The following is a 24,370-nucleotide window of genomic DNA, read 5'->3' as shown; positions in this document are numbered from 1 at the left end:
GCCAACCGGTTGCTGACTGAACAGGCCGCCCGATTACCGCCCGCCGAACGATTCTGAACGAGGAAATCTTGCCGAAAGCACGACGCATCCCTAAAAGCTCCCATTCCGAAGGCAAACTGCCGCTGCACGGATCCCGCATTGAAGACTACGCCATCATCGGCGACTGCGAGACGGCGGCCCTGGTCTCGAAGGCGGGATCCATCGACTGGCTATGCCTACCTACCTTCTCATCGGCCGCATGTTTCGCCGCTTTGTTAGGCACAGCCGACCACGGCTACTGGAAGATTGCGCCCTCAGCCACGATCCTCTCGACTCATCGGACCTACGCCGGGCCGACGATGGTGCTCGAGACCACCTTCGAAACCCGTTCCGGGGCCGTCAAGCTGATCGACTTCATGCCCGCGCGAGGCGAAGACTCCAACGTCATCCGGATCGTGCGTGGCCTGCGCGGCAAGGTGAAGATGGAGACGACGCTCGCGCTTCGGTTCGACTACGGCCGCACCGTGCCTTGGGTGACCCGCAAAGATCACGAGCTGCGCGCAGTCGCCGGCCCGGACATGGTCGTGGTCCGCGGCCGCCATGAAGGTAACGGCGAGATTCACCTGAGGGGAAGGGACCTTTCAACCGTGGGCGAATTCACGGTCAAGGAAGGCGAGACCGTCTCCTTTACGTTGACCTATAGTTCTTCCCTGGGTAATGTTCCGAGGCCGCTCAATGTAGAGAAGAACCTCGCCAGCACACTGCGCTACTGGAAGAATTGGATGGCACAGTGCACCTACAAGGGCGATCATCCCCTCGCCGTGAAGAGGTCGCTGATGACGCTGAAGGCGATGACCTACCGTCCCTCCGGCGGCATCGTCGCCGCAGTGACAACGTCGCTGCCCGAGAGCCTTGGCGGTGTTCGCAACTGGGACTATCGTTACTGCTGGCTGCGCGATACCTCCTTCACCCTTCTGGTCCTGATGCTTGCCGGCTACCGTGACGAGGCTATCGAGTGGCGCAAATGGCTGCTGCGCGCCGTCGCCGGCGATCCCGCACAGGTGCAGACCATCTACGGCATATGCGGCGAACGCGAGTTGAAGGAGTGGCAGGCCGATTGGCTGCCGGGTTATGAGAACTCCAAGCCAGTCAACATCGGCAACGGCGCGGTCGGCCAGTTTCAGCTCGATGTATTCGGCGAAGTCGCCGCCGCGCTTGCCCGCACGCCGCAGGCCGATGACGATCTTCGTGTCTCTTCGAGTGCTCTACAGGCTGCTCTCGTCAATCACCTATGCGACGTCTGGCAGCAGCCCGATGAAGGCATATGGGAGGTCCGCGGGCCGCGCCGCCACTTTGTGCACTCGAAGGTAATGGCCTGGGTCGCAGTCGATCGCGCGATCGAGACCGTCGACCGTTACGGCCACGCCGCCGACCTGCCGCGATGGAAGAAGGTTCGCGCGGAGATTCACGCCGAAGTCATCAAAAAGGGCTTCAACAAGAAGCTCAACAGCTTCGTTCAGTCCTACGGTTCCACGCAACTAGATGCCTCCTGCCTGCGCATCGGTATGGTCGGCTTTCTACCGTCCGACGATCCAAGAATCATCGGCACCGTCGATGCGATCGGAAGAGAGCTGACGGAAGATGGGTTCATCCTCCGATACAAAACGGAGAAGTCGGTGGATGGACTTCCAGGCAGCGAGGGGTCATTCCTCGCATGCAGCTACTGGATGGTCACAAGCCTCTATCTCATCGGTCGCAAAGACGAGGCGAGAAAGCTCTTCGAACGCCTGCTCAAACTGAATAACGATGTCGGGCTGCTCTCAGAGGAGTACGATCCACGTGCAAAAAGAATGGTCGGCAACTTCCCCCAGGCTTTGTCGCATATCGCACAGATTCACGCAGCGTTTACCCTCTCCGGGCAGTGGAGCCCGGCGATGACCAATAGCCCCGGCGAACGATCCTAGTCCTCCCGGCATTGCGAAGCGAATGCAACCTCCAACGGCGTTTGAGCTTCTTACATTAACTCTGGGCCAGATGTGCGTCTGCCGTCGGTCTAAACGTCTATCCTGCTTGCAAATGCCCGCACTATCAACATTTCCTGCTCTTCAGGCGTGAGATTATGTCCCGTACTCCCCAATCGACATACCGGCTGCAGCTTCACAAAGACTTCAGCTTCGATAACGCTGCATCCATCGCGGATTACCTGCGCGAACTCGGCGTCTCGCATGTCTATAGCTCGCCTTACCTGCAGGCTGCCCCCGGAAGCACACATGGCTACGACGTGGTCGACCATCGCCGTGTGAATGAGGAACTCGGCGGAGCATCCGCGCACAAGCGCTTCTGCGAGAAGCTCGGCGAGGTGCAGTTGGGGCAAGTCCTCGACATCGTTCCCAACCATATGTCGCTTGGCCGAGAGAATCACTATTGGTGGGACGTTCTGGAGAACGGCCCTTCGAGCCGGTACGCCTCCTTCTTTGACATCGACTGGCAGCCGCAGGAAGAACGCCTTCGCGATAAGGTTCTGGTGCCGATTCTTAGAGACCAGTACGGGCGCGTTCTGCAATCGGGCGGCATCAAGGTCTCTCGCAGCGGCAGCCGCTTCCTGGTCTGCGCAGCGGAGCAGGAGTTCCCTGCCTCGCCCCTCTCGCTGACCGCCATCCTGCCCCGCGCCGCGGAGTACGCAAAGTCCGACGTCCTCAGCTTTCTAGCCGCCTCGTATGGCCGACTTCCCGTGCCCGAATACTGGGATCGCCGCCTCATCCTGACGCGGCATCGCGACAAGACCGTGCTTAACAGCATGCTTGGACGCCTCTGTGTGGAGGAGCCCGCCGCCTGCGAGGCAATCGAACGCGCTGTCACCGAACTGAACGCGAACCAGGATGCCCTCGACGACTTCCTCAGCCAGCAGAACTATCGGCTGTCCTACTGGAAGACAGCCGACCAGCAACTCGGCTATCGCCGCTTCTTCGACGTCAACACCCTGATCGGCCTGCGCATCGAGCGCGAACACGTCTTCGAAGAGACCCACGCGTTGGTGCTGGAATGGCTGAAGGAAGGCGTGCTCGATGGAGTTCGCGTCGACCATCCTGACGGCCTCCGCGACCCGCTCGAATACTTCCGCCGTCTTCGTACCGCCGCGCCCGATGCTTGGATCGTAGGCGAGAAGATCCTGGAGCCCGGCGAGTTCCTTCGCCAGGAGTGGCCCGTCGACGGCACCAGCGGCTACGACTTCCTAAACGTCGCGCTGAACCTGCTGGTGAAGCCCGAAGGTGTGGCCGAACTGACGACGATCTACGCCGAGTTCACCGACCGCTCGACCGACTTCCACGCCATCGCCCACGACAAAAAGCTGGCCGTCACCCAGGAGGCCCTGGGCAGTGACGTGAACCGCCTCACCTCCATCTTCGTCAACATCTGCGAGACCAACCGCAACCAGCGCGACTTTACCCGCGCGGAGATTCGCCGCGCCATCCGCGAGGTTGCAGCCTGCTTCCAGGTCTATCGCACCTACGTCGTGCCGTCGCGCAACGAGATGACCACGGAAGATCGCGAGATCATCACCGCGGCCACAGAGTGCGCCAAGGCCAATCGAAGCGACATCGATGGCGGCCTCTTCGACTTCCTCCGCGACGTGCTCACCATGCAGGTGACCGGCAAGGAAGAGAGCGAGTTCGTGCTCCGCTTCCAACAGTTCACCGGGCCGGTGATGGCGAAGGGCGTCGAGGACACTGCCTTCTACTGCTACAACCGGCTGACCGCGATGAACGAGGTCGGTGCAGATCCCTCGGCCTCATCCCAAAAAAACGGGGGCTCGACCATCGAGGAGTTCCACGCCTACAACACGAAGATGCAGGCGACCCATCCGCTGACCATGACCACGCTCTCTACCCACGACACCAAGCGCAGCGAAGATGTCCGCGCCCGCATGGCCGTGCTCTCGGAGATACCGGATGCCTTCGCCGATGCCATCTATCGCTGGTCGGAGAACACCGCGCGTTATCGCGCAAAGTTTCTCGATAAGGGCACGGAATACTTCTACTACCAGACGCTGATCGCGGCATGGCCCATCACGCCTGACCGCATGAAGGCCTATATGCAGAAGGCGATGCGCGAGGCCAAGGAGCAGACCACTTGGGTCGCGAACAACAAGGACTACGAAGACGCGGTCAACACCTTCATCGAGGGCACGCTCTCCGATAAGGGCTTCGTCGCCGAGATGGAGACCTTCGTAGAAGGCATCAAGCGCGCAGGATGGATGAACTCACTCTCTCAGACGCTGCTGAAGCTGACATCCCCCGGCGTTCCCGACCAGTATCAGGGCACGGAGCTATGGGACCTCAGCCTCGTCGATCCCGACAACCGCCGCCCCGTCAACTACGATCTTCGCCGCCGTCTTCTCAAAGAAGTTCACGTCGCCAGCCTTGAACAGATCATGCAGCGTATCGATGAAGGCCTGCCCAAGCTCTGGACCATCCATCGTGGGCTCACCCTGCGCCGCCGGCATCCGGAGCGGTTTGGCGAGACTGCCGCTTACACCCCGATCCTCGCGACCGGCAGGAAGGCAGAGCACGCCGTTGCCTTCCTGCGCGGAGACTCCATAGCAACCATCGTTCCGCGGTGGACGATGAGCCTGAATAACGACTGGGCAGACACGAAGATCGTGCTTCCCGAGGGACGCTGGCACAATCACCTCACCGACGAGCCTCTGCTCGGCGGATCGCATCTGCTGTCGAAGCTTCTTGCAGAGTTCCCCGTCGCCCTTCTCACCAAAGAGGAAGAATAAGCATGCACGAGTTCAAGCTTTGGGCTCCGCGCCCGAAAAAAGTATCCGTCCAGATGGGCTCAGGCGAGACAGCACGCCTTGTTCCCATGCAGGGACCGGACGAGCGTGGATTCTGGCACGTAACGGTGGACGCCTGCGGCCCTGGCGACGACTATGGCTTCGTGCTTGACGATGAGACGCAAGCGTGGCCCGACCCGCGGAGCAAGTGGCAGCCCAACGGTGTCCACGGCCTCTCCCGGATCTACGATCAAAAAGCCTTCCAATGGCGCGACCATACCTGGCAGGGACCGCCGCTTACCGGTGCGGTCATCTATGAAATGCACATCGGCACCTTCACCAAGGAAGGCACCTTCGACTCCGCCATCACCAAGCTGCACGAACTGCAGGCGCTCGGCGTCACTCACATCGAGGTGATGCCCGTCGCATCCTTCGCAGGAGACCGCGGCTGGGGCTACGATGGTGTCGCTCTCTTCGCCGTGACCGAGAACTACGGTGGCCCGGACGCCTTGAAGCGCTTCGTCGATGCCTGCCACAACAGCGGTCTCGCCGTCCTGCTCGATGTCGTCTACAACCACTTCGGCCCGGTCGGCAACTATACGGGAAAGTACGGGCCCTACGTGACCAACAAGCACGTCACGCCCTGGGGCGATGCGATCAACTTTGAAGAGGCAGGCAGCGACGAAGTACGCCGCTTCTTCTGCGACAACGCCCTGATGTGGATGCGTGACTTCCACTTCGACGGCCTCCGGCTCGACGCCGTCCATGAGTTCATGGACCGCTCGGCGCTCCACTTCATGGAGCAGCTATCGGCCGAGGTCGACGTCGAGAGCGCGACACTCGGCCGCCGGCTCGTCCTGATCGCAGAGAGTGACCTCAACGATCCACGCATCGTCACCCCACGCGAGGCACGAGGCTATGGCATGGATGCGCAGTGGAGCGACGACTTCCATCATGCGCTCTTCACCATCCTGCACTGCGAGGCGGGCGGCAAGGGCTACTACGACGACTTCGGATCGCTGGACAAGCTTGTGAAGTCGCTGAAGGACATCTTCGTATACGACGGCGTGTATTCAAAGTATCGGAAGCGCATCCACGGAAGGCCGGTCGTGGGTCTCTCGGCCCATCACTTCATCGGCTTCATCCAGAACCACGACCAGATCGGAAACCGCGCCACCGGCGACCGGCTGGAACACATCGTAGGTCTCGACAAGGCCAAGGTCGCAGCAGGCATCGTCCTCACCTCACCCTTTATCCCCATGATCTTTCAAGGCGAGGAGTTCGCTGCTACAACGCCCTTCCAGTACTTTGCCGATCACGATGACGCTGAGATGGCGAAGCTCGTCTCCGCCGGCCGCAAGAAAGAGTTCGCCGCCTTCGGATGGGAAGAGAACGCGATCCCCGACCCGGAGAATCCCGAGACCTTCCAGCGTTCGAAGCTCAACTGGGACGAGGTCCACGAGGGCTATCACGCAGAGATGTTGGCATGGTTCACGAAGCTCATCCACATCCGCCGCGCCTCGCCTTCACTGAACGATGGCGATACCGCTCATACGGAGATCTTGTTCGAGCCTGACGAAAAGTGGCTGGTAATGGAACGCGGCAAGGCAAAGGTACTGACGAATCTCGGATTGAAGGACGCGCAATTTGACGTGCCCGAAGGCTACTACCTCCTCGCGCAATCGAAGAACGAGATTGCTATCAACAACGCGAAGGTGACGCTTCCTCCCAACACCTTCGCTATCCTCTGCTCAGAACAGCCGCCTGAATAGACCGCGTCGCGATACCCTTTAGCCATGAAGATTTCCTATCGCGCTCTCCTGTCGGCTGTGGCCATCTCATCGGCGGCGGTTTGTCTCTGTGCTGGCACGGCTTCTGTGTGCGCGGCGCAGACGAGCGATGCGCGGGCGGCGGAGATCATCCGCACCCTGAAACTAAGTGTTCTGCCGAAGGAGTCCGGTTATCTCGGCTTGATAGGAAGCTCTGCATTGACGACCGATGTAGACGGGAAAAAGGTCGCCGTACAGAGCCAGGTCTACTACATGCTCACGCGCGAGCGGCCCATCAACTACCTGCATTGGCTGGCGGGCGACGACACCCACATCCTGATCGAAGGCGGCCCCGTCGATTACTTCATCTTCCATCCCGACGGCCGCACGGAGAAGATCACACTTGGCCGCAACTACGCCGCTGGCGAACACCCTCTAGTGGCCGTGCCCGGAGGTTGCTGGAAGGCGTTGCGCCTGCATGACGGCGCAAGCTATGCGCTGATGGCGAATGTTCTCTCGCCGGAGTTCACACCGGACCGCGTCAAGATTGGCGCGGGCGACGATTGGATCATCAAGTATGCAGGCTCCTCGCCATGGGCCACCCGCGAGACGCTGCGGGCCTTCATCGGTCCGAACTGGACGGGTAAATAGTGGTGGCCCTCACTTGTTCGGCTTCGTCTCTTCGGCAGGCGGCTTCGCTGTCTTCCAGGAGGGAGGATCAGCCGCAGAGGTCTTCTTTACCTCGGAGTCTTCAGGGCTCGAGATCCCGACCAGCCGCAACACCTTGCCAATGCTTCGCACTACTGGATGCACGCTGTCCCTCGCTGCCTCAGGTTACTCTCTTTTACTTCCACGCAGGCACTTCGCCTCGGCCAGCACTGTACCTTTGAAAGGACCCCATATGACGACAACTTCGCCACATCCGATCCAATCGCTGATTCTCTCCCGCGCTCTTACTTCGCTGGTCGTATTTCTGTCGCTCGCTTCCGCGGCCTTCGCGCAGGACAAGCCCAAGCCGGAACCCGACGTGCTCATCTTCACCAATGGCGATCAACTTACCGGAACCGTAGAGCGCGGCGCCGGCGACTCTGTCGTCTTCAAGAGCGACATGGCCGGAGAGATCACCGTGCCGTTCGCCAAAATCAAGGAACTCCGCACGCATGGCCAGTTCGCGCTGCTGCGCAAAGACACGAAGACCCCGACCACTAATGTGCTGGAGGGCACTGTCGGTTACGCCGACAGCAAGGTGACCCTCAGCAGCTCCACCGGCACCCTTGAGAGCGTTGAACCGAAGAACGTTGACTTCATCATCGACAAGACCACCTACGACAAGCAGGTGCTCGGCCACGTTCCGCTATGGAAGGGCTGGCACGGCAACGTGACCGGCGGCGCAACCTTCGTCCGCTCCACGCAGAACGGCTCGACGTTTACTGCGAGCACGGCGCTCGTTCGCGCTATCCCTCAGGTGACGTATCTGCCAACGAAGAGCAAGAGCCTGCTCAACTTCACCGAGACCTACGGCAAGCTGACTCAGCCGGTCTATCCGCCAACCGGCGCACCCGATACCGTCATCAAGACCAACGTCTTCGCCGCCGGCTTCGAGCAGGATGAGTACTTCTCGCCCCGCTTCTACGGCCTCGGCCACCTCAACTTCAATCACGACTACTCGCAGGGCCTCGACCTGCAACAGGTCTACGGCGGTGGCATCGGATGGACGGTGATCCAGCAGCCCAAGCAGGAGCTCGACCTGAAGGCCGACGTTCACTATGAGAAACAGACCTTTGAGACCGCCTCGAGCAACCAGAACCTGGTCGGCTCGACCATCTCGGAGATCTATCACCGCAACCTGCCCAGAGGCATCGTCTTCAACGAGAGCGCAGACGCGCTCCCGGCCTTCAACAACTCCAACGCCTACTCGGCCGACGCAACCGCTGGTATCGTTCTACCCGTCTACAAGCGGCTGGGAGCGAACTTCACCACGACCGACAACTTCCTCAACGACCCCGCACCGGGCTTCAAGAAGAACAGCTTCCAGTTCGTTCTGGGCGTGACGTACACGTTGCCGTAGTCGCATCACGACGATCTGGCGACGCAGGAATCTTCCCCGTCACCAGATCGTCTTCAACTTCGCGGTGAGGATTCGTCTGTCCCTGCTAATCACAGGCAAGTTGAGATAGGCAGCGGTCGCCGCAATGATGCGGTCAGGCATATCTGGAACTTCAGCACGCAGAACTTGCTTCATGGCTTCAACAACAGCGACAGTAAGAGCCGCCTCTGTAAAAACATGCTGAGGGTGAATTAGAGCGGCGACCAGATCGTCGTAGCATTCCCAACCCCGACTTGAACGGCACAGCGGCACCCTGTGGCGAAAGCGATTCTGCGAGATCGCGCTGCAACAGTTCGCATATGTAGCCAGCGGGAGAGACACCAAGCGAGTTGGCGTGCAGCTTGATCGCGGCTTCAAGGTTCTCTGGAAGGTCGAGTGTCATGGCCAGCCTCGCTGCTACTCCACTTGTAGCCGTCCGGCGCACGCGGTCAACCATCGCTGCAACGACGCAAAATCTACTTCGCCCCCTTCAATATTGCCATCACCGGATCCGGCAGTTGCTGCCCGGCGCTCTTCAGCAACAGGCTCACCTGCCATATCTGCGTCTCGGAGAGTTGGCCCGCGTAAGCCGGCATACCGTTCTGGGGAACCCCATCCGCGATCTTCCCGTAGATCAGGCCCGGCTCCAGCCCACTGACACCGGCAGCGTCGCCGTGCCGCTTCCATAACTGCCTTGCGGGAGGGTTCGTGGAAAGGGCAAGAGCACCATCATGACCCGGGGTGCCATGACAGCTCGCGCAGCGGATTTTGTAGATGTGCGCGCCCGCCTCGAAGACATCTTCGCTGGTGCCGAATGGCGGCGTCCTTATCGCGCGCTCGGGATGCGGAACCGGCGGCGGAGATACGGGTGCGGCGGCTCTTTCAAAGGGAAGCGGCTTGTCCGGCACGTGCGCAGGGGTCATGCCAAACTTGAAATACGCGAAAGCTGCGGCAGCCGCCACTACCAGCCCCAGCAAAAATCCCCAGCCGAAGCCACCGGAACTGCTTTTTTTGCGTGCCATTCGATTACCGCCCTTCCGCTGTGGGATGTTCTAATGAAGGTGTGCGTCTGAAGTATGCGTCCAGGCCCAACGGAGATAGGTCTCCGGAGTGCGGCACTCGCTCAAACGTATCAAAAGAAGCTGGCTATAAAATGCCGCTTTCAATCGAAGGTTTTTGCAGGGGTACATTCTTGATGTTTGTTTTCGGAAGCAGAACGAAGTGGTTTGTCACAGTGTTGGCCGTCGCGGCCATGGCAACAGGAAGCATCACGGCACAGGCGCAGAGCAAGCGGCAGCGGCGCGAGACCAACGTGAACCGGCAGGCACGCATCAACCGCACCATCAAGGACACCTATACGCACCGCTACGAAGTAGCCGGCGGCGGCGGATATCTTCGCTTTCGCTCCGGCGAGTACCTGAAGCGCAATAATGAAGTCACCTGGGCGACCAGCGGCAGCTACTTCCTGAACCCGAAGCTCGGCATCACCGCCGACGTTCGCGGCTCTTACGGCAACGCCAACATCCCCAACGCCTTCGCGCTCAACGGCCAGTTCCGGCCGCTCATCAACGAGTACATGTTCTCGGGCGGCCCTACGTACCGCCTCCGCATGCGCGAGAAGTACGCTATCAGTGCCGTCGTCACCGGCGGTCTCGCCATTGGCAACTTCAGCGGCGGCAACAAGGGCGTCGCGTCGGAGACGGTCGGCATGTGGAAGTCCACCAACCGGCCGGTCATCACCGCCGGCGTGAACTTCGACTACAACTTCTACCCCAACCTCGCCTTCCGGTTCACGCCGACCTTCGTGGGAACCACCTTCGTTGGGACGTCGGCGATCGGCCCACTGGCCACCGGTGGCCACGATGTCGGAACCTTCCAAACGAACATTGGCTTCAACATGGGCGTGGTCTACAGGTTTGGCCGAATCAAGTAAGCAATTGGGAGCATAATAAGGCGCAGCGAGGTGCAGCATGGCCGCAGCGAGCACAACCCAAGTCCCCGGACTCCTCTCGATCGAGCAGTACCTCAACACGACGTATCGGCCTGATGTCGACTATGTTGATGGAGCGATCGAGGAGCGGAACTTGGGCGACACGGACCATTCAAAGCTGCAGGGCGAACTCTACTTCCTGCTGCGTTCTCGGCAAAGAGCCTGGAGCGTCCTCATCTTGCCCAAGGTTCGTGTACAGGTCTCTCCTACGCGATTCCGCATCCCGGATGTCTGCGTCGTGCGCATGGCGGCTCTGACGATCCGATCGTCACCGAGGCTCCGCTGCTTTGCATCGAAGTCCTCTCGCCTCGCGACAGTGTCGCCGCCATGCGCCGCCGGTCGCAGGACTACTTCGACATGGCTGTGCCTGCAGTCTGGATCTTCGATCCGCAGACCCGCGCTGCCTTTATCTGCACTGCCCACTCAATGACAGAGCACGCCGAGGGCATAATCCGACTCGAAGGAACTGAAATCGAAGTCTCCATAGAAGAGGCGTTCAAGGCGCTCAAGCGAAGGTCCTAGTTCTCGCTCCGAAGCGACAACGCTAGCCAGCACAGCCTAGAATCTTCCTTGAGGATTCTAGGTTCATGGCACTCATCAAGCAGGACGACTTCATCCAGAGCGTCGCGGACGCACTCCAGTACATCAGCTTCTACCACCCCGTCGACTACATCGCGAACCTCGCCCGCGCCTATGAGCTCGAACAGTCGCACGCGGCCAAGGACGCCATCGCGCAGATCCTCATCAACTCCCGCATGTGCTTCGAGGGCCATCGGCCCATCTGCCAGGACACCGGCATCGTCACCGCCTTCGTGAAGGTCGGCATGACCGTCCAGTGGGAGCCGAGCGCCGCGCACGGCATGATGACGATGCAGCAGATGGTCGACGCGGGCGTCCGCCAGGCTTGGAAAGATCCCGACAACACCCTGCGCCCCAGCCTGCTCGCCGACCCCGCGTTCAGCCGTAAGAACACCGGCGACAATACGCCGGCGATGGTCGTGGTCGAGCTGGTCGAAGGCGGCGCGGTGGACGTGACCGTCGCGGCCAAGGGCGGCGGCTCTGAAGCCAAGAGCCGATTCGCCATGCTCAATCCCTCCGACTCAGTCGTTGACTGGGTGCTGAAGACGCTGCCGGGTATGGGCGCGGGATGGTGCCCGCCAGGGATGCTCGGCATCGGCATTGGAGGCACGGCGGAGAAGGCGATGGTGATGGCGAAGGAGTCCCTGATGGACCCCATCGACATGCAGGAGCTGATCGCTCGCGGGCCTAAATCAAAGATAGAAGCGCTCAGAATCGAGCTCTATGAAAAGGTGAACGCGCTCGGCATCGGGGCGCAGGGGCTGGGCGGTCTCACCACAGTTCTCGACGTCAAGATCATGGACTATCCCACCCACGCGGCAAACCTGCCCGTCGCGATGATTCCGAACTGCGCGGCAACCCGCCACCTGCATATTCGGCTCGACGGATCAGGCCCGGTGATGGCCGACCCACCTCCGCTCGAGGCTTGGCCGAAGCTGGTCTACGACGTCCACACGGCGCGGCGGGTGAATCTCGACACGGTCACGCACGACGACGTGAAGACATGGAAGCCGGGTGAGGTCGTGTTGCTCTCGGGCAAGCTGCTCACCGGTCGCGACGCCGCCCATAAGCGCTTGACCGACATGTTGAACCGTGGCGAGAAGCTGCCGGTCGACTTCAAGGGCCGCTTCATCTACTACGTCGGCCCGGTGGATGCCGTCCGCGACGAGGCCGTCGGCCCGGCCGGCCCCACCACCGCGACCCGCATGGACAAGTTCACCCGGCAGATGCTCGAGCAGACCGGACTGCTTGGCATGATCGGCAAGGCGGAGCGCGGCCCCGAGGCCATCGCCGCCATCAAAGACTATGAAGCCGTCTACCTCATGGCCGTCGGCGGAGCAGCCTACCTGGTCTCGAAGGCGATCAAACACTCGCGCGTGCTAGCCTTCGAAGACCTAGGCATGGAGGCGATCTACGAGTTCGAGGTGGTCGATATGCCGGTCACGGTGGCTGTCGACTCCAAGGGCACCAGCGTCCACAATACCGGGCCAGCGGAGTGGAAGGCGCGCATCGCAGGGGGCCTGGCGGGCGTTCCGATCCTGCAGTAGTTTGACAGCTGCCTAGAAGGTGCTACGCCGCTGCGACCGGACTGGCGTCAACTGGATGACCTGAGGAGATTCAGTTCTCGCATCGGTGCGACGGATTCGCCTGACCAGCGCCTCGATGCCTGGGATCAGGATTGCAGCGCCAATAATGCAGCTTACAGAGACCAGGAAAGAGTGCAGGGCTTCAGACATGGACGTTCTCCAGAATCGTTTCGAGATGCTTTCGTCTCATGGTGTCCGGAGCGTACAGAGCGTTTCACGTCGCGTTCGCAAATCCCGACGCGGCAGCGGTTAGCTGATATGCGAGGTCCGTTCCGGGCCTGAAGGAACCGCCGGAGACGCCGGCTTGGCCTTGCGCGAGAGCACAAAGCTCTTCTGGGCGCGGCGGTCGTCCGAGGCGTGGTCGATCTTCTTCCAGAAGCCGACGAAGTAGTCCACCGCCGAGATGATGGAGACGATGCACATCCAGTAGATGGCCGTAAGCGCGATGAAGCGCACGCCGACGACGTATCCGCCATGGAAGTTCGGGAACCAGAGCCAGTAGTCCCACCGGTGCGCCAGGATGGAGGCGACGACCGAGACGATCTGGATGACCGTCTTCAGCTTGCCAATCTCGGAGGCTTCAATGGTGAAGCCCTCCGCGGCTGCGATCGATCGCAGGCCGGAGACAAGAAACTCGCGGCCGATGACCAGCACGGCGATCCACGGCGGCACCAGCCCGGGCGTGTACGCGACCAGGATGATGAACGCGGTGGACACCATCAGCTTGTCCGCCAGCGGGTCCAGCAGGATGCCCATGGTTGTGATCTGCTTGCGCTTACGGGCCAGGTACCCGTCCAGGCCATCGGTGATGCTCGCGAGAATGAAGACCAGGGACGCGATAATCTCCTGCTCGCCGCCCAGCAGGCCGGTGTGTCCGTGGCCAGTGAAAGGAAAGACCGGCGACAGGATCCAGATCAGCAGAGGAACGCTGGCGACCCGGCTCATCGTGATGGAGTTGGGGAGGTTCATGGCGTCATCAGGGTCCGCGTCCGCCCTCTCACCGCCCGAGGAGAATGATCGGGAGGCACGGAGGCAGATAGAAGCATTCTGTCACATCGCGGCGTTGACCGTTCAACTTCCTCACGCGTTTGCCTCCAGCGGAGCCCTGTCCTGGGAATTTGACGGGCTGCAGCGCCATGGCTGCGTGATACCGTTGTGCTGATCGCATTCGCCAACCTGTCTGAAACGGTTGGAATCGTTGGAAGGTTCCCCGCCTTGCAATCCCGAATCTCCATCTGCGTCTGCCGCCTTCTTCTTCTATTGCTCGCCGTGACGGCCGTGATTCCGGCAGCGGGCCAGATCCAAGTCGCTGCCGCCGCGCCGACGCCCGAAGCGACTCTGCCCGACGACGCGCCGCAGATGACGAGCCTGAGCCTTAACCTTTGCGTGGACGATTCAACCACCTACCCCTGCCCGAATCCGATCCTCTCCGACAACCGGTACATCCCCTCGATCACACTGACCTACGGCCAGATCCTCGATGGTGTCGTCGCCTACAGCCCGCCCAGCCTGACCTTCGGCACCATCACCATCTATAAGGATCCGGGAACGGGACCAGTGCCGATCTGCGTGCTCAAGATCGGAATCGATAACTCCTGTCCGTCCAACGCCACCATCTTCGACGTGGGCGACTACACGTTGACAGCGGAGCTGACGTTTCCCCAAGACCCTTCCTACCCATCCTCGAGCGCCTTGCCCGTTACGGTCTCGGTGTCGAAGGACACGTCGGAGGTTGCGGTGAGCAGTTCGCAGCCCGTGGCAACCCTCGGCTCAGCGGTAACGATCACCGCTACCGCAACCGGCGGCTATGGAGCGATTCCCACTGGGCAGGTCGTCTTCACCGTGGACGGTATGCCGCTAACGCCGGTCGCCCTCGACGCCACTGGCACCGCCAGCTTCACCACATCGACCCTGGCACTCGGGACCCACAACATCAGCGCGTCTTACGCCGGAGCGCTGGACTTCTATCCCGCAGCCGATTCGCCCGTCTTCAAGCAGCAGATCGTGCCCCCGCCGACGGTCTCGGCTGTCACTTCAAGCCTGAACCCTTCCGCCATCGGCGACAGCGTGACGTTTACCGCGAGCATCGCGCCCGCTGCCGGTGCGACGGGAGGTCTCTCTGGCACGGTCGTCTTCAGAGACGGCAACATCGCCTTCGCAACCCAGCCCATTGTCCAGAGAGGCAGCCAGTACGTGGCTCAAGCGACGATCTCGACGCTTGGCTTCGGATCGCACAGCATCACGGCAGCGTACTCCGGCGATGGCTCGAACTCCGCGAGCGTCTCTCCACCTTACGTGCAACAGGTGAACTATCCGCTGACGCAGGCTCCGCCGGGATACCGGATCACGGTAACGCCCTCTCCCGTGGCGATGGGCGTGGGCCAGACGGTCGACCTGACGGTGACGGTCACTCCGGTCAGCGGCTTCTTGCAGGCGGTGACATTGAGCTGCGCCGGCCTGCCGACGGAGTCCGCCTGCACCTTTGGCGAGACCGTCATCCCGGCAGGTGGCGGATCGACGACGCTCTCTTTCAGCACCATGGCGCCGCACGACTGCGGCTCGAGCATACCTTACTTCACCGGGCAGGCGGGGCTGCACCATCCCTCTTCGACAGTGCGTTATGCGGCTCCGCTGCTGGCAGGCCTGCTGGTTCTTGTCTTGCCGCGACGGCGGCGCAGGATGAGGCGAATGCGGCCACTTCTCGCGCTGGCGTTTGCCTGCGGCCTACTCGCGCTGAACGGCTGCGGCGGCAACTGCACAGACTTTGGAACCCCGCCAGGCGGCTACACCTTGAAGGTGAATGGAACCTCGTCGGCAAACGGGACCGCGACCGGAGCGCCTTCCGCAACCGCTTCAAATGCGGTGAACGTAAGCACCAGCGTAGCGATCTCGGTGAAGCTGTAACCCTGGTCGATCATCGTGCCCGATCGTCCGGGTCGATCTTAAGGCAGAAAAATGGCTGGGAGCGCATGTTTGCGTCTCCCAGCCCAAATACCCTTTTCGGGCTAGCGATCCACCCGGACCTTATCGATCCGCAGGCGGTACGTAAGTCCGAAGTATCCAATCGTCTCTGCCGCACCGTGTTTGTTTTCGAGCAGCAGAGCTCCGGGGAAAAGGTGCCCAGCGCCGACGTTGGCGACGAGGTAATCGTGGAAGACGTACTTGCCGGAGACATCGAACTCCTGTCCGATAACGTTCGAGGCAAATCCCCCCGTCGGGGCCTTGATGGTCGCGCTGCCCGAACTGGAGTAGAGACTGTCCTTCCGCTCCGCGACGTTCAGGAAGCCGCCCTGCACCAGGATGGTGAAGCTGGGTGCCGGGGCGATGTCGAGGTTGATCCGCTCCTGGCGAATGTTCTGGTAGCCGAAGAGGTCCACGTTTCCGAAGGCGTTGTGGTTCGATGATACTGCTGGTCGTAGGTCCCGTACCGCAGGGGATTGCTGTGGTCGTTGCCCGTGGCGTAGTCGATCTCCACTCCGAGGCGCGGATGCCACGGCAACGCTTCGGCAGAGTAGTAGAGCTTGCCGAAGCCCTCGCCCGCGTGAATCGAGTCGTTGGCGTAGCTTCCGCGCTGCAGCGCCCCATTGGCCATGTAGGAGAAGTGCGCCGGCATGTTGCCCTGGACCTCTGATCCAAACGTCGTCTCGACCTCATTGCCCTTGAGTCCCTGCAGACCGGTCACGCCGCGAACATCGTGGAAGAGGACGAAGGGTGAAAGATGGACATGGGGTATGAATTGCGTCAGCGAAGCATAGGCTCCGTGGAAGGTGAGGCCCGCACCGTGCAGGTCCAGGGAGGACGGATGAACGGTTACGACCGAGGTGCTGAAGAGATCGACGCGGTTCTTGTCGCCGATGCGGAGATCGAAGCCATCCCATGTGCGGCTGATGTTGGTCCAGTCGCTGATACCGATGATGCGCTCGCTACCGAACTTGAGCTCCTGCCGCCCCGCAAGAGCGGTCAAGGGAACGCGACCGGCGTCGCCATGGGCGCTCAACCAACCCTGGCGTAAGTCAAAGACATCACGCATGTTGGCGGAGACGGTGTGCAGCGGAAGCCCGAGGGCGTGGCTGTCCATGAACTGCAGATATCCGGTGATGTGGCTGGTGGGCCGGACTTCGACGCTGCCAAGAACCCGGGTGAGGTCGTAGGTACGGTCGGCATTCTGAACGTAGCTGAAGGATGTCTGGCCTTCGGTGCGGCTGCGCGCTTCAACCGCGAGGGTCATCCATGAAGGAAGCTCGTCCCAGCCGATTCCCTGGGTCTTTCCGCGCTTCTGCGGATAGTCGGCGTAGGAGGTCTGGGCTCCGGCCTGGACACAGCAAAGAACGAAGAGGGCAAGGAGGAACGCGATGGTAGCGAATCGTCTCCTTGAAGCGGGGTGTGCGGATAGAAAGTTGTGCTTCATAGTCGAGTCTCCCGTTGCTGCAACGTTGCAGCCGTCGAATGCTCCAACGTGCGGGCATGGTCTTCAAGCTCTTCCCTATCGGTCAAACCGCCAGGGATATGCAGGAAGCGGGGTACCACTTAGTAATCATGGCGCGAGGCAGGTAGGGGATTCCCAGCCGCTGGCTTGAAATAAGTGCGTTCTGGCGGATATCGTTCCAGCGGGCAAACAGTCCACCCACAAAGCATTCCCTAATCGCTCAGATTCGAACGACTCGCGAGGCCGTCTGATGGAGAAGTTGACCCGCAACCTGAAGTTCACGATCCGGCTGCTGTGGAAGAGCCCGGGCCTGACGATCACGGTACTGCTTACGCTGGCGCTGGGAATTGGCGCGAACACGGCGATCTTTACCGTGGACTACGCCACGTTGCTGGCTCCGCTTCCCTACCCCAATCCGGACCAACTAGTGGTCGTGTGGTCGAAGATCCAGACCTTTCACAACGGCATCTCCGCGGGCGATTTCACCGACTGGAAGCGGCTGAACCGCAGCTTCACGGACATCAACGCCTTCACCGGCGGGGCCTTCAACATCGCCAGCAAGGAGCAGCCCGAGAACATCGACGGCTGGCAGGTCACGCCGGGCTACTACAAGATGATAGGCATTACGTTCCTCCTGGGTCGGGACTTCCTTCCGGAAGAAGGCAAAGTCGGCAGCGACCACGAGGTGATCCTGATGCATAAGCTCTGGGCGCACCTGGGATCTGACCCGAAGATCATCGGCACGTCCATGCGCATCAACGGCGAGCCCTACACCGTCGTGGGTGTGTTGCCACCCGGAGCCTACGATCGCGGACAGCCGCAGCTTGCGGTGCCGCTGGCGTTCAAGCCGGAGCAACTGAACCATGACTTTCATTGGCTACTCTCGGTCGCACGTCTGAAACCGGGCGTCACCATCAAGCAGGCTCAGGCGGATATGGATGCCGTCTCGGTACACATCGCGGAGGAGAACCCGAAGAGCAACAAGGGATGGGGAGCTTTCGTCGAACCGCTGAAGAACGACTTCCTGCCGAGCGAGCGCAAGCAGACGCTCTGGCTACTACTGGGAGCCGTTGTCTTCATCCTTCTGATAGCCTGCGTGAACGTCGCGAACCTGCTGCTGGCACGCGGCATGGCGCGGCAGAAGGAGTTGGCCGTGCGCAGCGCTATGGGGGCCTCGCGCCGGACCATCTTCGAGCAGCTTCTGACGGAGAGCCTCTTGCTCTCCTTTGCCGGAGGTCTGCTCGGCATTGGCGTTGGCTACGGGATGCTGCAGACTTTTATCGCCATCATGCCGGAGGGCACGCTGCCGACGGAGGCCGACCTGCACCTGAACCTTCCGGTGCTGGCGTTCACGCTTCTCGCAACGACGATTGCGGGCGTGCTCTTCGGCAGCGCTCCGGCCTGGTACGCCTCGCGCATCGACCCCGCAGAGACGCTGAAAGAGGGTGGGCGAACTGGCGTCGGCGCGGGACGGCACCGGCTGCGGCAGGGCCTTGTCATCGGCGAGTTCGCGCTGGCCCTGACATTGCTGGCCGGAGCTGGACTCGCGATCCATAGCTTCCTGAACCTGCTGCGCGTCGACCTCGGCGTGCGCACCGACCACATCCTGACGTTCTTCCTGCCGGTGCCGGACTCGCGGCCGAAGGAGCCGGAGAAGATCATCGCTTACTACCACCAGATGCTCGATCGCATCAACTCGGTTCCGGGTGTGACCTCGTCCACTGCGATGACCGGACTGCCGCTCTACGGCGCCGGCTTTGGGATGCCGTTCACGATCGTCGGCAAGCCTGCCTTCAACGATCCTTCGATGCGGCCCAATACGGGCTTCGGCATGGCGACCCCGGCGTTCTTCGACACCTTCGGCATCAGGATCGTGAAGGGCCGCGGCTTCACCGAGCAGGACACGGCATCGAGCGTGAAGGTCGCCGTCGTAAGTGAGGAGTTTGTACGGAAGTATCTCTCCGGCACCGACCCGCTGCAGCAGCGCATCTCCGTGGAGCAGCTGATCCCGGGCGTGACCAAGCTGGGTCCGCCGCAGGATTGGCAGATCGTCGGCGTGTATCACAACATCCGGCGCGGCGACCTGCGCGAGGACAACCCGGAGATGCGGGTCCCGTTCTGGCAGATTCCATGGCCGGGCGCGGGCATCGCGGTAAAGACGGCGAATGACCCAGCGACGATGACGAAGAGTATTGCCGATGCGGTGCATTCGGTCGATCCGGAGATCGCGTTGGCCGAGCCTCGTTCGATGGAAGAGGTGCGCGACCGGCTGATGTCGGACGACCGGTTTACGCTGACGCTGTTTGTCTGCTTTTCGGTAGTTGCGCTGCTGCTGGCGGGGCTGGGCGTCTATGGCGTGATGTCGTTCTCAGTGGCGCAGCGCAAGCATGAGATCGCGCTGCGGATGGCGCTGGGCGCGGACCGAACGCGCGTCGTGGGGCTCATTGTTCGCGAGGGTCTGGTACTCGCAGGGATCGGGCTGGGGCTGGGATTGATTGGCGCAGTCTTCGTGGACCGCAGCATGCAGAGCACGCTGTACGGCGTGGGCAAGTTCGACGTGTCGGTGTTCGCGTCGGTTGCTTTGGTGCTGGTGGCTTCGGCGTTGATCGCCTGCGTGATACCGGCCCAGCGAGCGGCTTCGGTGCAGCCTATGCGGGCTTTGCGGTCGGAGTGAGCAGTGCTGATAGTTCAAGGTGCGATCAGGTTTCCTTAGAGCTCTAGCCTCTTGAGGTGTCGCCTCGAAACTCTGCATGAGGCTCACGCGTAAACGCACCATGCCGATCGGGCGTGGAACAGCCCGGCCTTGAACGCTTACACCTCGTCTGATTGGAGAGTAATGAAGAGCTGTACCTGCCTGCCAACGCCCCGCCGCGCCTCAAGACTGCTCTCTCTGATGGTGCTTTTCCCAACGCTAGTTCTAAGCGGATGCAACAGCATCAAGGTCAAGCTGGGCTTGCGACTTCAGATCGCAAAGCTCCCGGTCTCCTCGATGGACGCAAGCATGCCGAAGGACCCTGCCGGCGTAGCGCCCGGGGAGAAGTCTTCGCTGGTCGTGAAGTTCACCCAGCCCGATGGCAAGGTGCTCGTTACCGAAGGCCTGGGAAAGGGAAAGGTGTTGTGGAAGGACCTTGTAGTTGTGCCCACGGTTGTCTCCGTCGACAAGAAAGGTGTCGTCAGCACACCGCATGATCCCAGGAAGACAGACGGCAAGACCGGGCATGTGACGATTACAGTGCCCAGCCATCCGGACCTCAAGGCGGAGTTGGACATTCCGCTGCGGTATGACTATGCGTTTTCCGCGAACTTCAACGGAGCCGATGGCTCGAACGGCGGCGATGGCCTGAACGGGACCGACGGCAGCAGCGGGAGCGACGGCTCGAGTGACGCGACGAATCCTTCTCCAGGCGGCAGCGGCGGAAATGGCGGCCCCGGAGGCAGCGGCTGGAACGGAGGCAACGGAGGCGATGCGCCGGACGTCCAGGTGCAGGCGACGCTCCGCGCGGGCACGCATCCGCTGTTGCAGTTCAAGGTCAGTGCAGCAGGACGAAAAGATAAGTTCTATCTGGTCGATCCGCAGGGAGGCATGCTGACGATCAGCGCCGAGGGCGGCGCGGGTGGCAAGGGCGGAAAGGGTGGCAAGGGCGGGCGCGGCGGCTCAGGCGGCAGCGGCATTCCACCGGGCAGCGATGGCCTTGCCGGTTCGGACGGCACGGACGGCCTCGATGGATCTCCAGGAAGTTCGGGAAGAATTACGGTGACTTACGACCCCTCGGTGGAACCGTACCTTTCCCTGATCCACACCTCGAACAGCGGGGGACCGAAGCCGGTCTTCAACCAGGCTCCTGTGGGGCCGCTGTGGTGAGTAGAATTGCCGGCCGCGTATTCACGCGGGAATGGGTGGTGGAGATTGGATTTGATACCCAGCGGCACAAAACAGGGATGAGTTCTTCGGGCATCGGCGTAAGGCTATAACCTACCTGCGGAGAGTCGCTGTGGATCGACTCTCCGCAGGTCCGTGGTCTATTGCAGTCCGAATCCGTTGCCTTCTTTGTCTCGCCACGTCTAAGCGATATTGTCCCCGCAACCTTCACACGCTGAGTCTCAAAGGGGTGCCTTATCGCTCGTTTACGGGTTCCTGCGATTGCCTGTCTGCTCTGGTTTTCTCTGCTGTTAGTCATTGCCTCACCTTCAGCTGGCGCGCAGATCGGCGTTCGCCCCCCCGCGCCTCGTCCGGAAGGCGCAACCTTGCATCCGGCGGATTCAGGCCTCTACCCCACCACCGTTGGACTCTATCTCTGCGTCAAGGGTTCCACCGACTATCCGTGTCCGGACCCACCGATCTCTGACCGCACCATCATCAGCGACATCGTCATCACATACGGCCAGACCGTCAGCGGCGACGCCCAGGTCAGCTCGGCGATCGGAGGCACGCTTACCTTTTACGAAGACACCACACCGTTCTGCACCATACCGGCTTACTTCCAGGAGACCTACTGTCCGAGCTTTGGAGGTCCATTTGATGCGGGCACGCACGTCCTGACGGCGGTCTTCTCCGGCGATCCAGTGTATGCGGGATCGACCTCAAACGCAGTCCAGGTAACCGTGCTTCCCGAGGTCACGACGGCCGTGCTGCGATCTTCGCTCAACCCGGCAGGGCAGGGGCAACCGGTCACCTTTACTGCCGTCTTCTCAGGCAAGTACACGCCGCCGACAGGTCCAGTCGTCTTCTACGACGGCGAGACGCCGATAGCAACCGCAGCCCTCGATGGGACCGGAACCGCGTTCTTCACTACCTCCACGCTGGCCCCGGGGCCACATGCGATTACCGCCAGGTTCGCTGGAAGCCTTGACTTCCTCGCATCGCAATCGAACCCGATTGAAGAACAGATCGTTCCCGGCACGGAGACGTCGATCGAGTCGAACCTCAATCCGTCCGCTACCGGCCAGAACGTTACCTTTACCGCGACCGTTTCAACAAGCGTCGCATCCACCAATCGGCCGGCCGGAACAGTCAGCTTCCGGGATGGCAGCCGAACCTTCGCAGCTGTGCCGGTGACTTCCAAAGGCACGCTAAACGTAGCGCAGACGACGATCTCGACGCTCGGCGTAGGGACCCACAGCATCACGGCGATGTACTCCGGAGATAGCGCGAATTCGTCCAGCGTATCTCCTGTTCTGGTTCAGCAGGTGAACAACGCGGTCACCTCGCCGCCTTATGGCTACACGCTTACAGTGACCCCCACGCCAGTCTCTGTGCTGATTGGCCAGACGGCAACGCTGACAGTAACAGTCACGCCATTCGGTGGGTTTATGGGCCCGGTCGGGCTGAGTTGCAGTGATATGCCCAACGAGTCCGCCTGCAGTTTCACCGATGCGACGATCCCCAGCGGTGGCGGGTCGACGACGCTGAATCTGAGCACGACGTTTCCGCACGGTTGCGGCTCGAACCTACCCTATGGCAGCCAGGCAGCGTCAAAAACGCCCGGAGCCGGCGTGGGTCGGGTGCTGAGTTGCGGCGTCTGCGCTTTGGCCGGAGTGCTCCTGTTCCTGCGCAAGCGTCGCACATGGTTCAACCGCTTGCTTGGGCTGGTGGTTATCTGCGGAATCGCAGGTCTGAGCGGTTGCAGCGGTAATTGCACGGACTTCGGTACCGCGCCGGGTCACTACACCTTCAAAGTGAACGGTGCTGCTCCGAGCAATACCCAAGGCACCACCGGCGGCACGGCCACGTCGAACGTCTCAACCAGTGTGGCGCTTACGGTAGAGCTATAAGAAGGGCGTCCCTGCATAGGGACGCCCTGTTGGAACCAATCATTGCACGAAGCTAAGCGTAAATTCCGCGCTGCTTGGTGGTGTAGGCCACGCGGTCGATCGCCAGCATATACGCCGCGATCCGGTTGTTGACCGAGTGCGCGGTGGCGTAGGCGACGACGTCGTCGAAGCTGGCGGACATGATCGTATCGAGACGGTCGTTGACTTCCTTCTCCGTCCAGAAGTAGCCCATGCGGTCCTGCACCCACTCGAAGTAGCTGGTGGTGACGCCACCGGCGTTGGCGAGGATGTCGGGGATGACGAAGATGCCCTTTTCGGCGAGGATCTCGTCGGCGACGACGGTAGTCGGGCCGTTTGCGCCCTCGCAGAGGATGCGGCACTTCAACTGCGCCGCGTTCTTGCTGGTGATGACGTTCTCGGTCGCGGCGGGGATGAGGATCTCGCACTCGCGGGTGATCAGTTCGTCCTTATCGACGGCCTGCGCTCCGCCGAAGCCGTTGATCGTTCCAGCACGCTTGCGGTGCGAGGTGAGCGACGGGATGTCGATGCCGTTGGCGTCGTAGAGAGCGCCGTCGAACTCCGTGATGCCGATGAGGGTGTAGCCCTTCTCGTGCAGCAGCTTGGCGGCGTTCGAGCCGACGTTGCCGAAGCCCTGGACGATGACGCGACAGCCTTCCACCGGCATGTTGAGGTACTTCAGCGCGGAGTCGCAGACGACGGAGATGCCGCGTCCGGTCGCCTCGCGACGCCCTCTTGAACCGCCAATACTTACTGGCTTGCCCGTCACGACCGAGGTGACGGTCTGGCGCATGTGCATCGAGTAGGTGTCCATGATCCAGGCCATGGTCTGCTCGTCGGTGCCCATGTCGGGGGCGGGGACGTCTTTTTCAGGTCCGATGAACTCGATCAGTTCAGCGGTGTAGCGGCGGGTCATGCGTTCGAGCTCGCCATGAGACATCTTCTTGGGGTCGCAGATGACGCCGCCCTTAGCTCCGCCGAAGGGGATGTTGACGACGGCGCACTTCCAGGTCATCCAGGAGGCGAGGGCGCGGACTTCGTCGAGCGAGACGTCGGGTGAGTAGCGGATGCCGCCCTTGGCAGGGCCGCGCGAGATGGAGTGCTGGACGCGGTAGCCGGTGAAGACTTCGATGGTGCCGTCATCCATGGCGACGGGGATGTGGACGATGATCTCACGCTGCGGGTAGCGGAGGACCTTCCAGATGCCGGGGTCGAGGTTGAGCTTCTTGGCAGCGAGGTCGAAGCGGAAAGCCTGCGCTTCCCAGGGGTTGGTCTCCTGTTCGAGGGTCATCTGTTTCTTGCTTGATTTGGGGGCGGTTTGCTCAAGCGTCGTGGGTTGAGCGGTAGTTGCAGTTGCAGACATGGTCGTTTCCTTTTTCCTTTTG

At 61.4% G+C, this 24,370-nt stretch carries 18 protein-coding genes and 2 pseudogenes; 13 read left to right on the top strand and 7 right to left on the bottom strand.

The genetic code is table 11. The features are described 5' to 3' along the window. Positions 1-68: 68 nt before the first annotated feature. The 4 genes from OHL18_RS07540 (at position 69) to OHL18_RS07525 (ending at position 7,179) form a co-directional block, all read left to right on the top strand. A complete protein-coding gene (locus tag OHL18_RS07540; protein ID WP_263374199.1) occupies positions 69-1,943 on the top strand; it encodes a glycoside hydrolase family 15 protein in 1,875 nt (624 codons plus the stop codon). Between the two features lie 155 nt (positions 1,944-2,098). Further along, positions 2,099-4,762, top strand: coding sequence for a malto-oligosyltrehalose synthase (gene treY / locus OHL18_RS07535; protein WP_263374198.1), 2,664 nt, complete (start codon positions 2,099-2,101; stop codon positions 4,760-4,762). A gap of 2 nt (positions 4,763-4,764) precedes the next feature. After that, positions 4,765-6,531 carry a malto-oligosyltrehalose trehalohydrolase gene (gene treZ / locus OHL18_RS07530; protein WP_263374197.1) on the top strand — a complete coding sequence of 589 codons (1,767 nt, stop codon included), beginning with the start codon at positions 4,765-4,767 and terminating at the stop codon, positions 6,529-6,531. A 24-nt stretch (positions 6,532-6,555) separates the two neighbouring features. Then, positions 6,556-7,179 carry a cupin domain-containing protein gene (locus OHL18_RS07525; RefSeq protein WP_263374196.1) on the top strand — a complete coding sequence of 208 codons (624 nt, stop codon included), beginning with the start codon at positions 6,556-6,558 and terminating at the stop codon, positions 7,177-7,179. Between the two features lie 9 nt (positions 7,180-7,188). Here the strand turns inward: OHL18_RS07525 and OHL18_RS07520 are convergent, their stop codons facing one another. Next, the gene (locus OHL18_RS07520; RefSeq protein WP_263374195.1) at positions 7,189-7,341 is read right to left on the bottom strand and encodes a hypothetical protein; all 153 of its coding nucleotides are present in this window, start codon (positions 7,339-7,341) and stop codon (positions 7,189-7,191) included. An 88-nt stretch (positions 7,342-7,429) separates the two neighbouring features. Here OHL18_RS07520 and OHL18_RS07515 point away from each other — a divergent pair, with 88 nt between their 5' ends. Next, on the top strand, positions 7,430-8,596 hold the full coding sequence (locus tag OHL18_RS07515) for a DUF481 domain-containing protein (RefSeq protein WP_263374194.1): 1,167 nt from the start codon (positions 7,430-7,432) through the stop codon (positions 8,594-8,596). A gap of 39 nt (positions 8,597-8,635) precedes the next feature. Here the strand turns inward: OHL18_RS07515 and OHL18_RS23265 are convergent, their stop codons facing one another. Together OHL18_RS23265 and OHL18_RS07510 are read right to left on the bottom strand one after the other, a co-directional pair. Next, the gene (locus tag OHL18_RS23265) at positions 8,636-8,887 is read right to left on the bottom strand and encodes a PIN domain-containing protein (protein WP_396274081.1); all 252 of its coding nucleotides are present in this window, start codon (positions 8,885-8,887) and stop codon (positions 8,636-8,638) included. A gap of 203 nt (positions 8,888-9,090) precedes the next feature. After that, on the bottom strand, positions 9,091-9,636 hold the full coding sequence (locus OHL18_RS07510; RefSeq protein ID WP_263374193.1) for a c-type cytochrome: 546 nt from the start codon (positions 9,634-9,636) through the stop codon (positions 9,091-9,093). 170 nt (positions 9,637-9,806) lie between these two features. On the opposite strand from OHL18_RS07510, the gene OHL18_RS07505 reads away from it, so the two are divergent. The 4 genes and pseudogenes from OHL18_RS07505 to OHL18_RS07495 all read left to right on the top strand — a co-directional run bounded on the left by OHL18_RS07505 (position 9,807) and on the right by OHL18_RS07495 (position 12,730). Then, positions 9,807-10,547, top strand: coding sequence for a hypothetical protein (locus OHL18_RS07505; protein ID WP_263374192.1), 741 nt, complete (start codon positions 9,807-9,809; stop codon positions 10,545-10,547). A gap of 37 nt (positions 10,548-10,584) precedes the next feature. Next, positions 10,585-10,842: pseudogene (locus OHL18_RS23260) on the top strand (Uma2 family endonuclease); the annotation flags it as partial. An 89-nt stretch (positions 10,843-10,931) separates the two neighbouring features. Continuing rightward, entirely contained in the window at positions 10,932-11,126 is a 195-nt protein-coding gene (locus OHL18_RS23255) for a hypothetical protein (protein WP_396274077.1), read from the top strand. Between the two features lie 65 nt (positions 11,127-11,191). Next, complete coding sequence (locus OHL18_RS07495; RefSeq protein WP_263374190.1) at positions 11,192-12,730, top strand: fumarate hydratase; 1,539 nt, start codon at positions 11,192-11,194, stop codon at positions 12,728-12,730. Between the two features lie 12 nt (positions 12,731-12,742). Here OHL18_RS07495 and OHL18_RS07490 read toward each other — a convergent pair whose 3' ends face one another. Further along, the gene (locus OHL18_RS07490) at positions 12,743-12,919 is read right to left on the bottom strand and encodes a hypothetical protein (RefSeq protein WP_263374189.1); all 177 of its coding nucleotides are present in this window, start codon (positions 12,917-12,919) and stop codon (positions 12,743-12,745) included. Positions 12,920-13,018: 99 nt separating this feature from the next. Then, positions 13,019-13,738 (bottom strand): CDP-diacylglycerol--glycerol-3-phosphate 3-phosphatidyltransferase, encoded by a 720-nt coding sequence (gene pgsA / locus OHL18_RS07485; protein WP_263374188.1) that lies wholly within the window; start codon positions 13,736-13,738, stop codon positions 13,019-13,021. 246 nt (positions 13,739-13,984) lie between these two features. On the opposite strand from pgsA, the gene OHL18_RS07480 reads away from it, so the two are divergent. Beyond that, positions 13,985-15,673: an Ig-like domain-containing protein gene (locus OHL18_RS07480; RefSeq protein ID WP_263374187.1), complete on the top strand. Its 1,689-nt coding sequence runs from the start codon at positions 13,985-13,987 to the stop codon at positions 15,671-15,673. A gap of 101 nt (positions 15,674-15,774) precedes the next feature. Here OHL18_RS07480 and OHL18_RS07475 read toward each other — a convergent pair. Continuing rightward, positions 15,775-16,997: pseudogene (locus OHL18_RS07475) on the bottom strand (alginate export family protein). A gap of 448 nt (positions 16,998-17,445) precedes the next feature. On the opposite strand from OHL18_RS07475, the gene OHL18_RS07470 reads away from it, so the two are divergent. The 3 genes from OHL18_RS07470 to OHL18_RS07460 all read left to right on the top strand — a co-directional run bounded on the left by OHL18_RS07470 (position 17,446) and on the right by OHL18_RS07460 (position 22,967). Beyond that, on the top strand, positions 17,446-19,869 hold the full coding sequence (locus OHL18_RS07470) for an ABC transporter permease (protein WP_263374186.1): 2,424 nt from the start codon (positions 17,446-17,448) through the stop codon (positions 19,867-19,869). 162 nt (positions 19,870-20,031) lie between these two features. Further along, a complete protein-coding gene (locus OHL18_RS07465) occupies positions 20,032-21,057 on the top strand; it encodes a hypothetical protein (RefSeq protein ID WP_263374185.1) in 1,026 nt (341 codons plus the stop codon). 383 nt (positions 21,058-21,440) lie between these two features. Continuing rightward, positions 21,441-22,967 (top strand): Ig-like domain-containing protein, encoded by a 1,527-nt coding sequence (locus tag OHL18_RS07460; RefSeq protein WP_263374184.1) that lies wholly within the window; start codon positions 21,441-21,443, stop codon positions 22,965-22,967. 52 nt (positions 22,968-23,019) lie between these two features. Here the strand turns inward: OHL18_RS07460 and OHL18_RS07455 are convergent, their stop codons facing one another. Further along, positions 23,020-24,276 carry a Glu/Leu/Phe/Val family dehydrogenase gene (locus OHL18_RS07455; protein ID WP_263374611.1) on the bottom strand — a complete coding sequence of 419 codons (1,257 nt, stop codon included), beginning with the start codon at positions 24,274-24,276 and terminating at the stop codon, positions 23,020-23,022. Positions 24,277-24,370: the final 94 nt, after the last annotated feature.

Origin of the sequence: Granulicella aggregans (assembly GCF_025685565.1) — a bacterium.
GTDB classification, from domain to species: Bacteria; Acidobacteriota; Terriglobia; order Terriglobales; family Acidobacteriaceae; genus Edaphobacter; species Edaphobacter aggregans_B.
The sequence above is the reverse complement of the archived record's forward strand: the minus strand, read 5'-3'. Positions and strand labels throughout refer to the sequence as shown.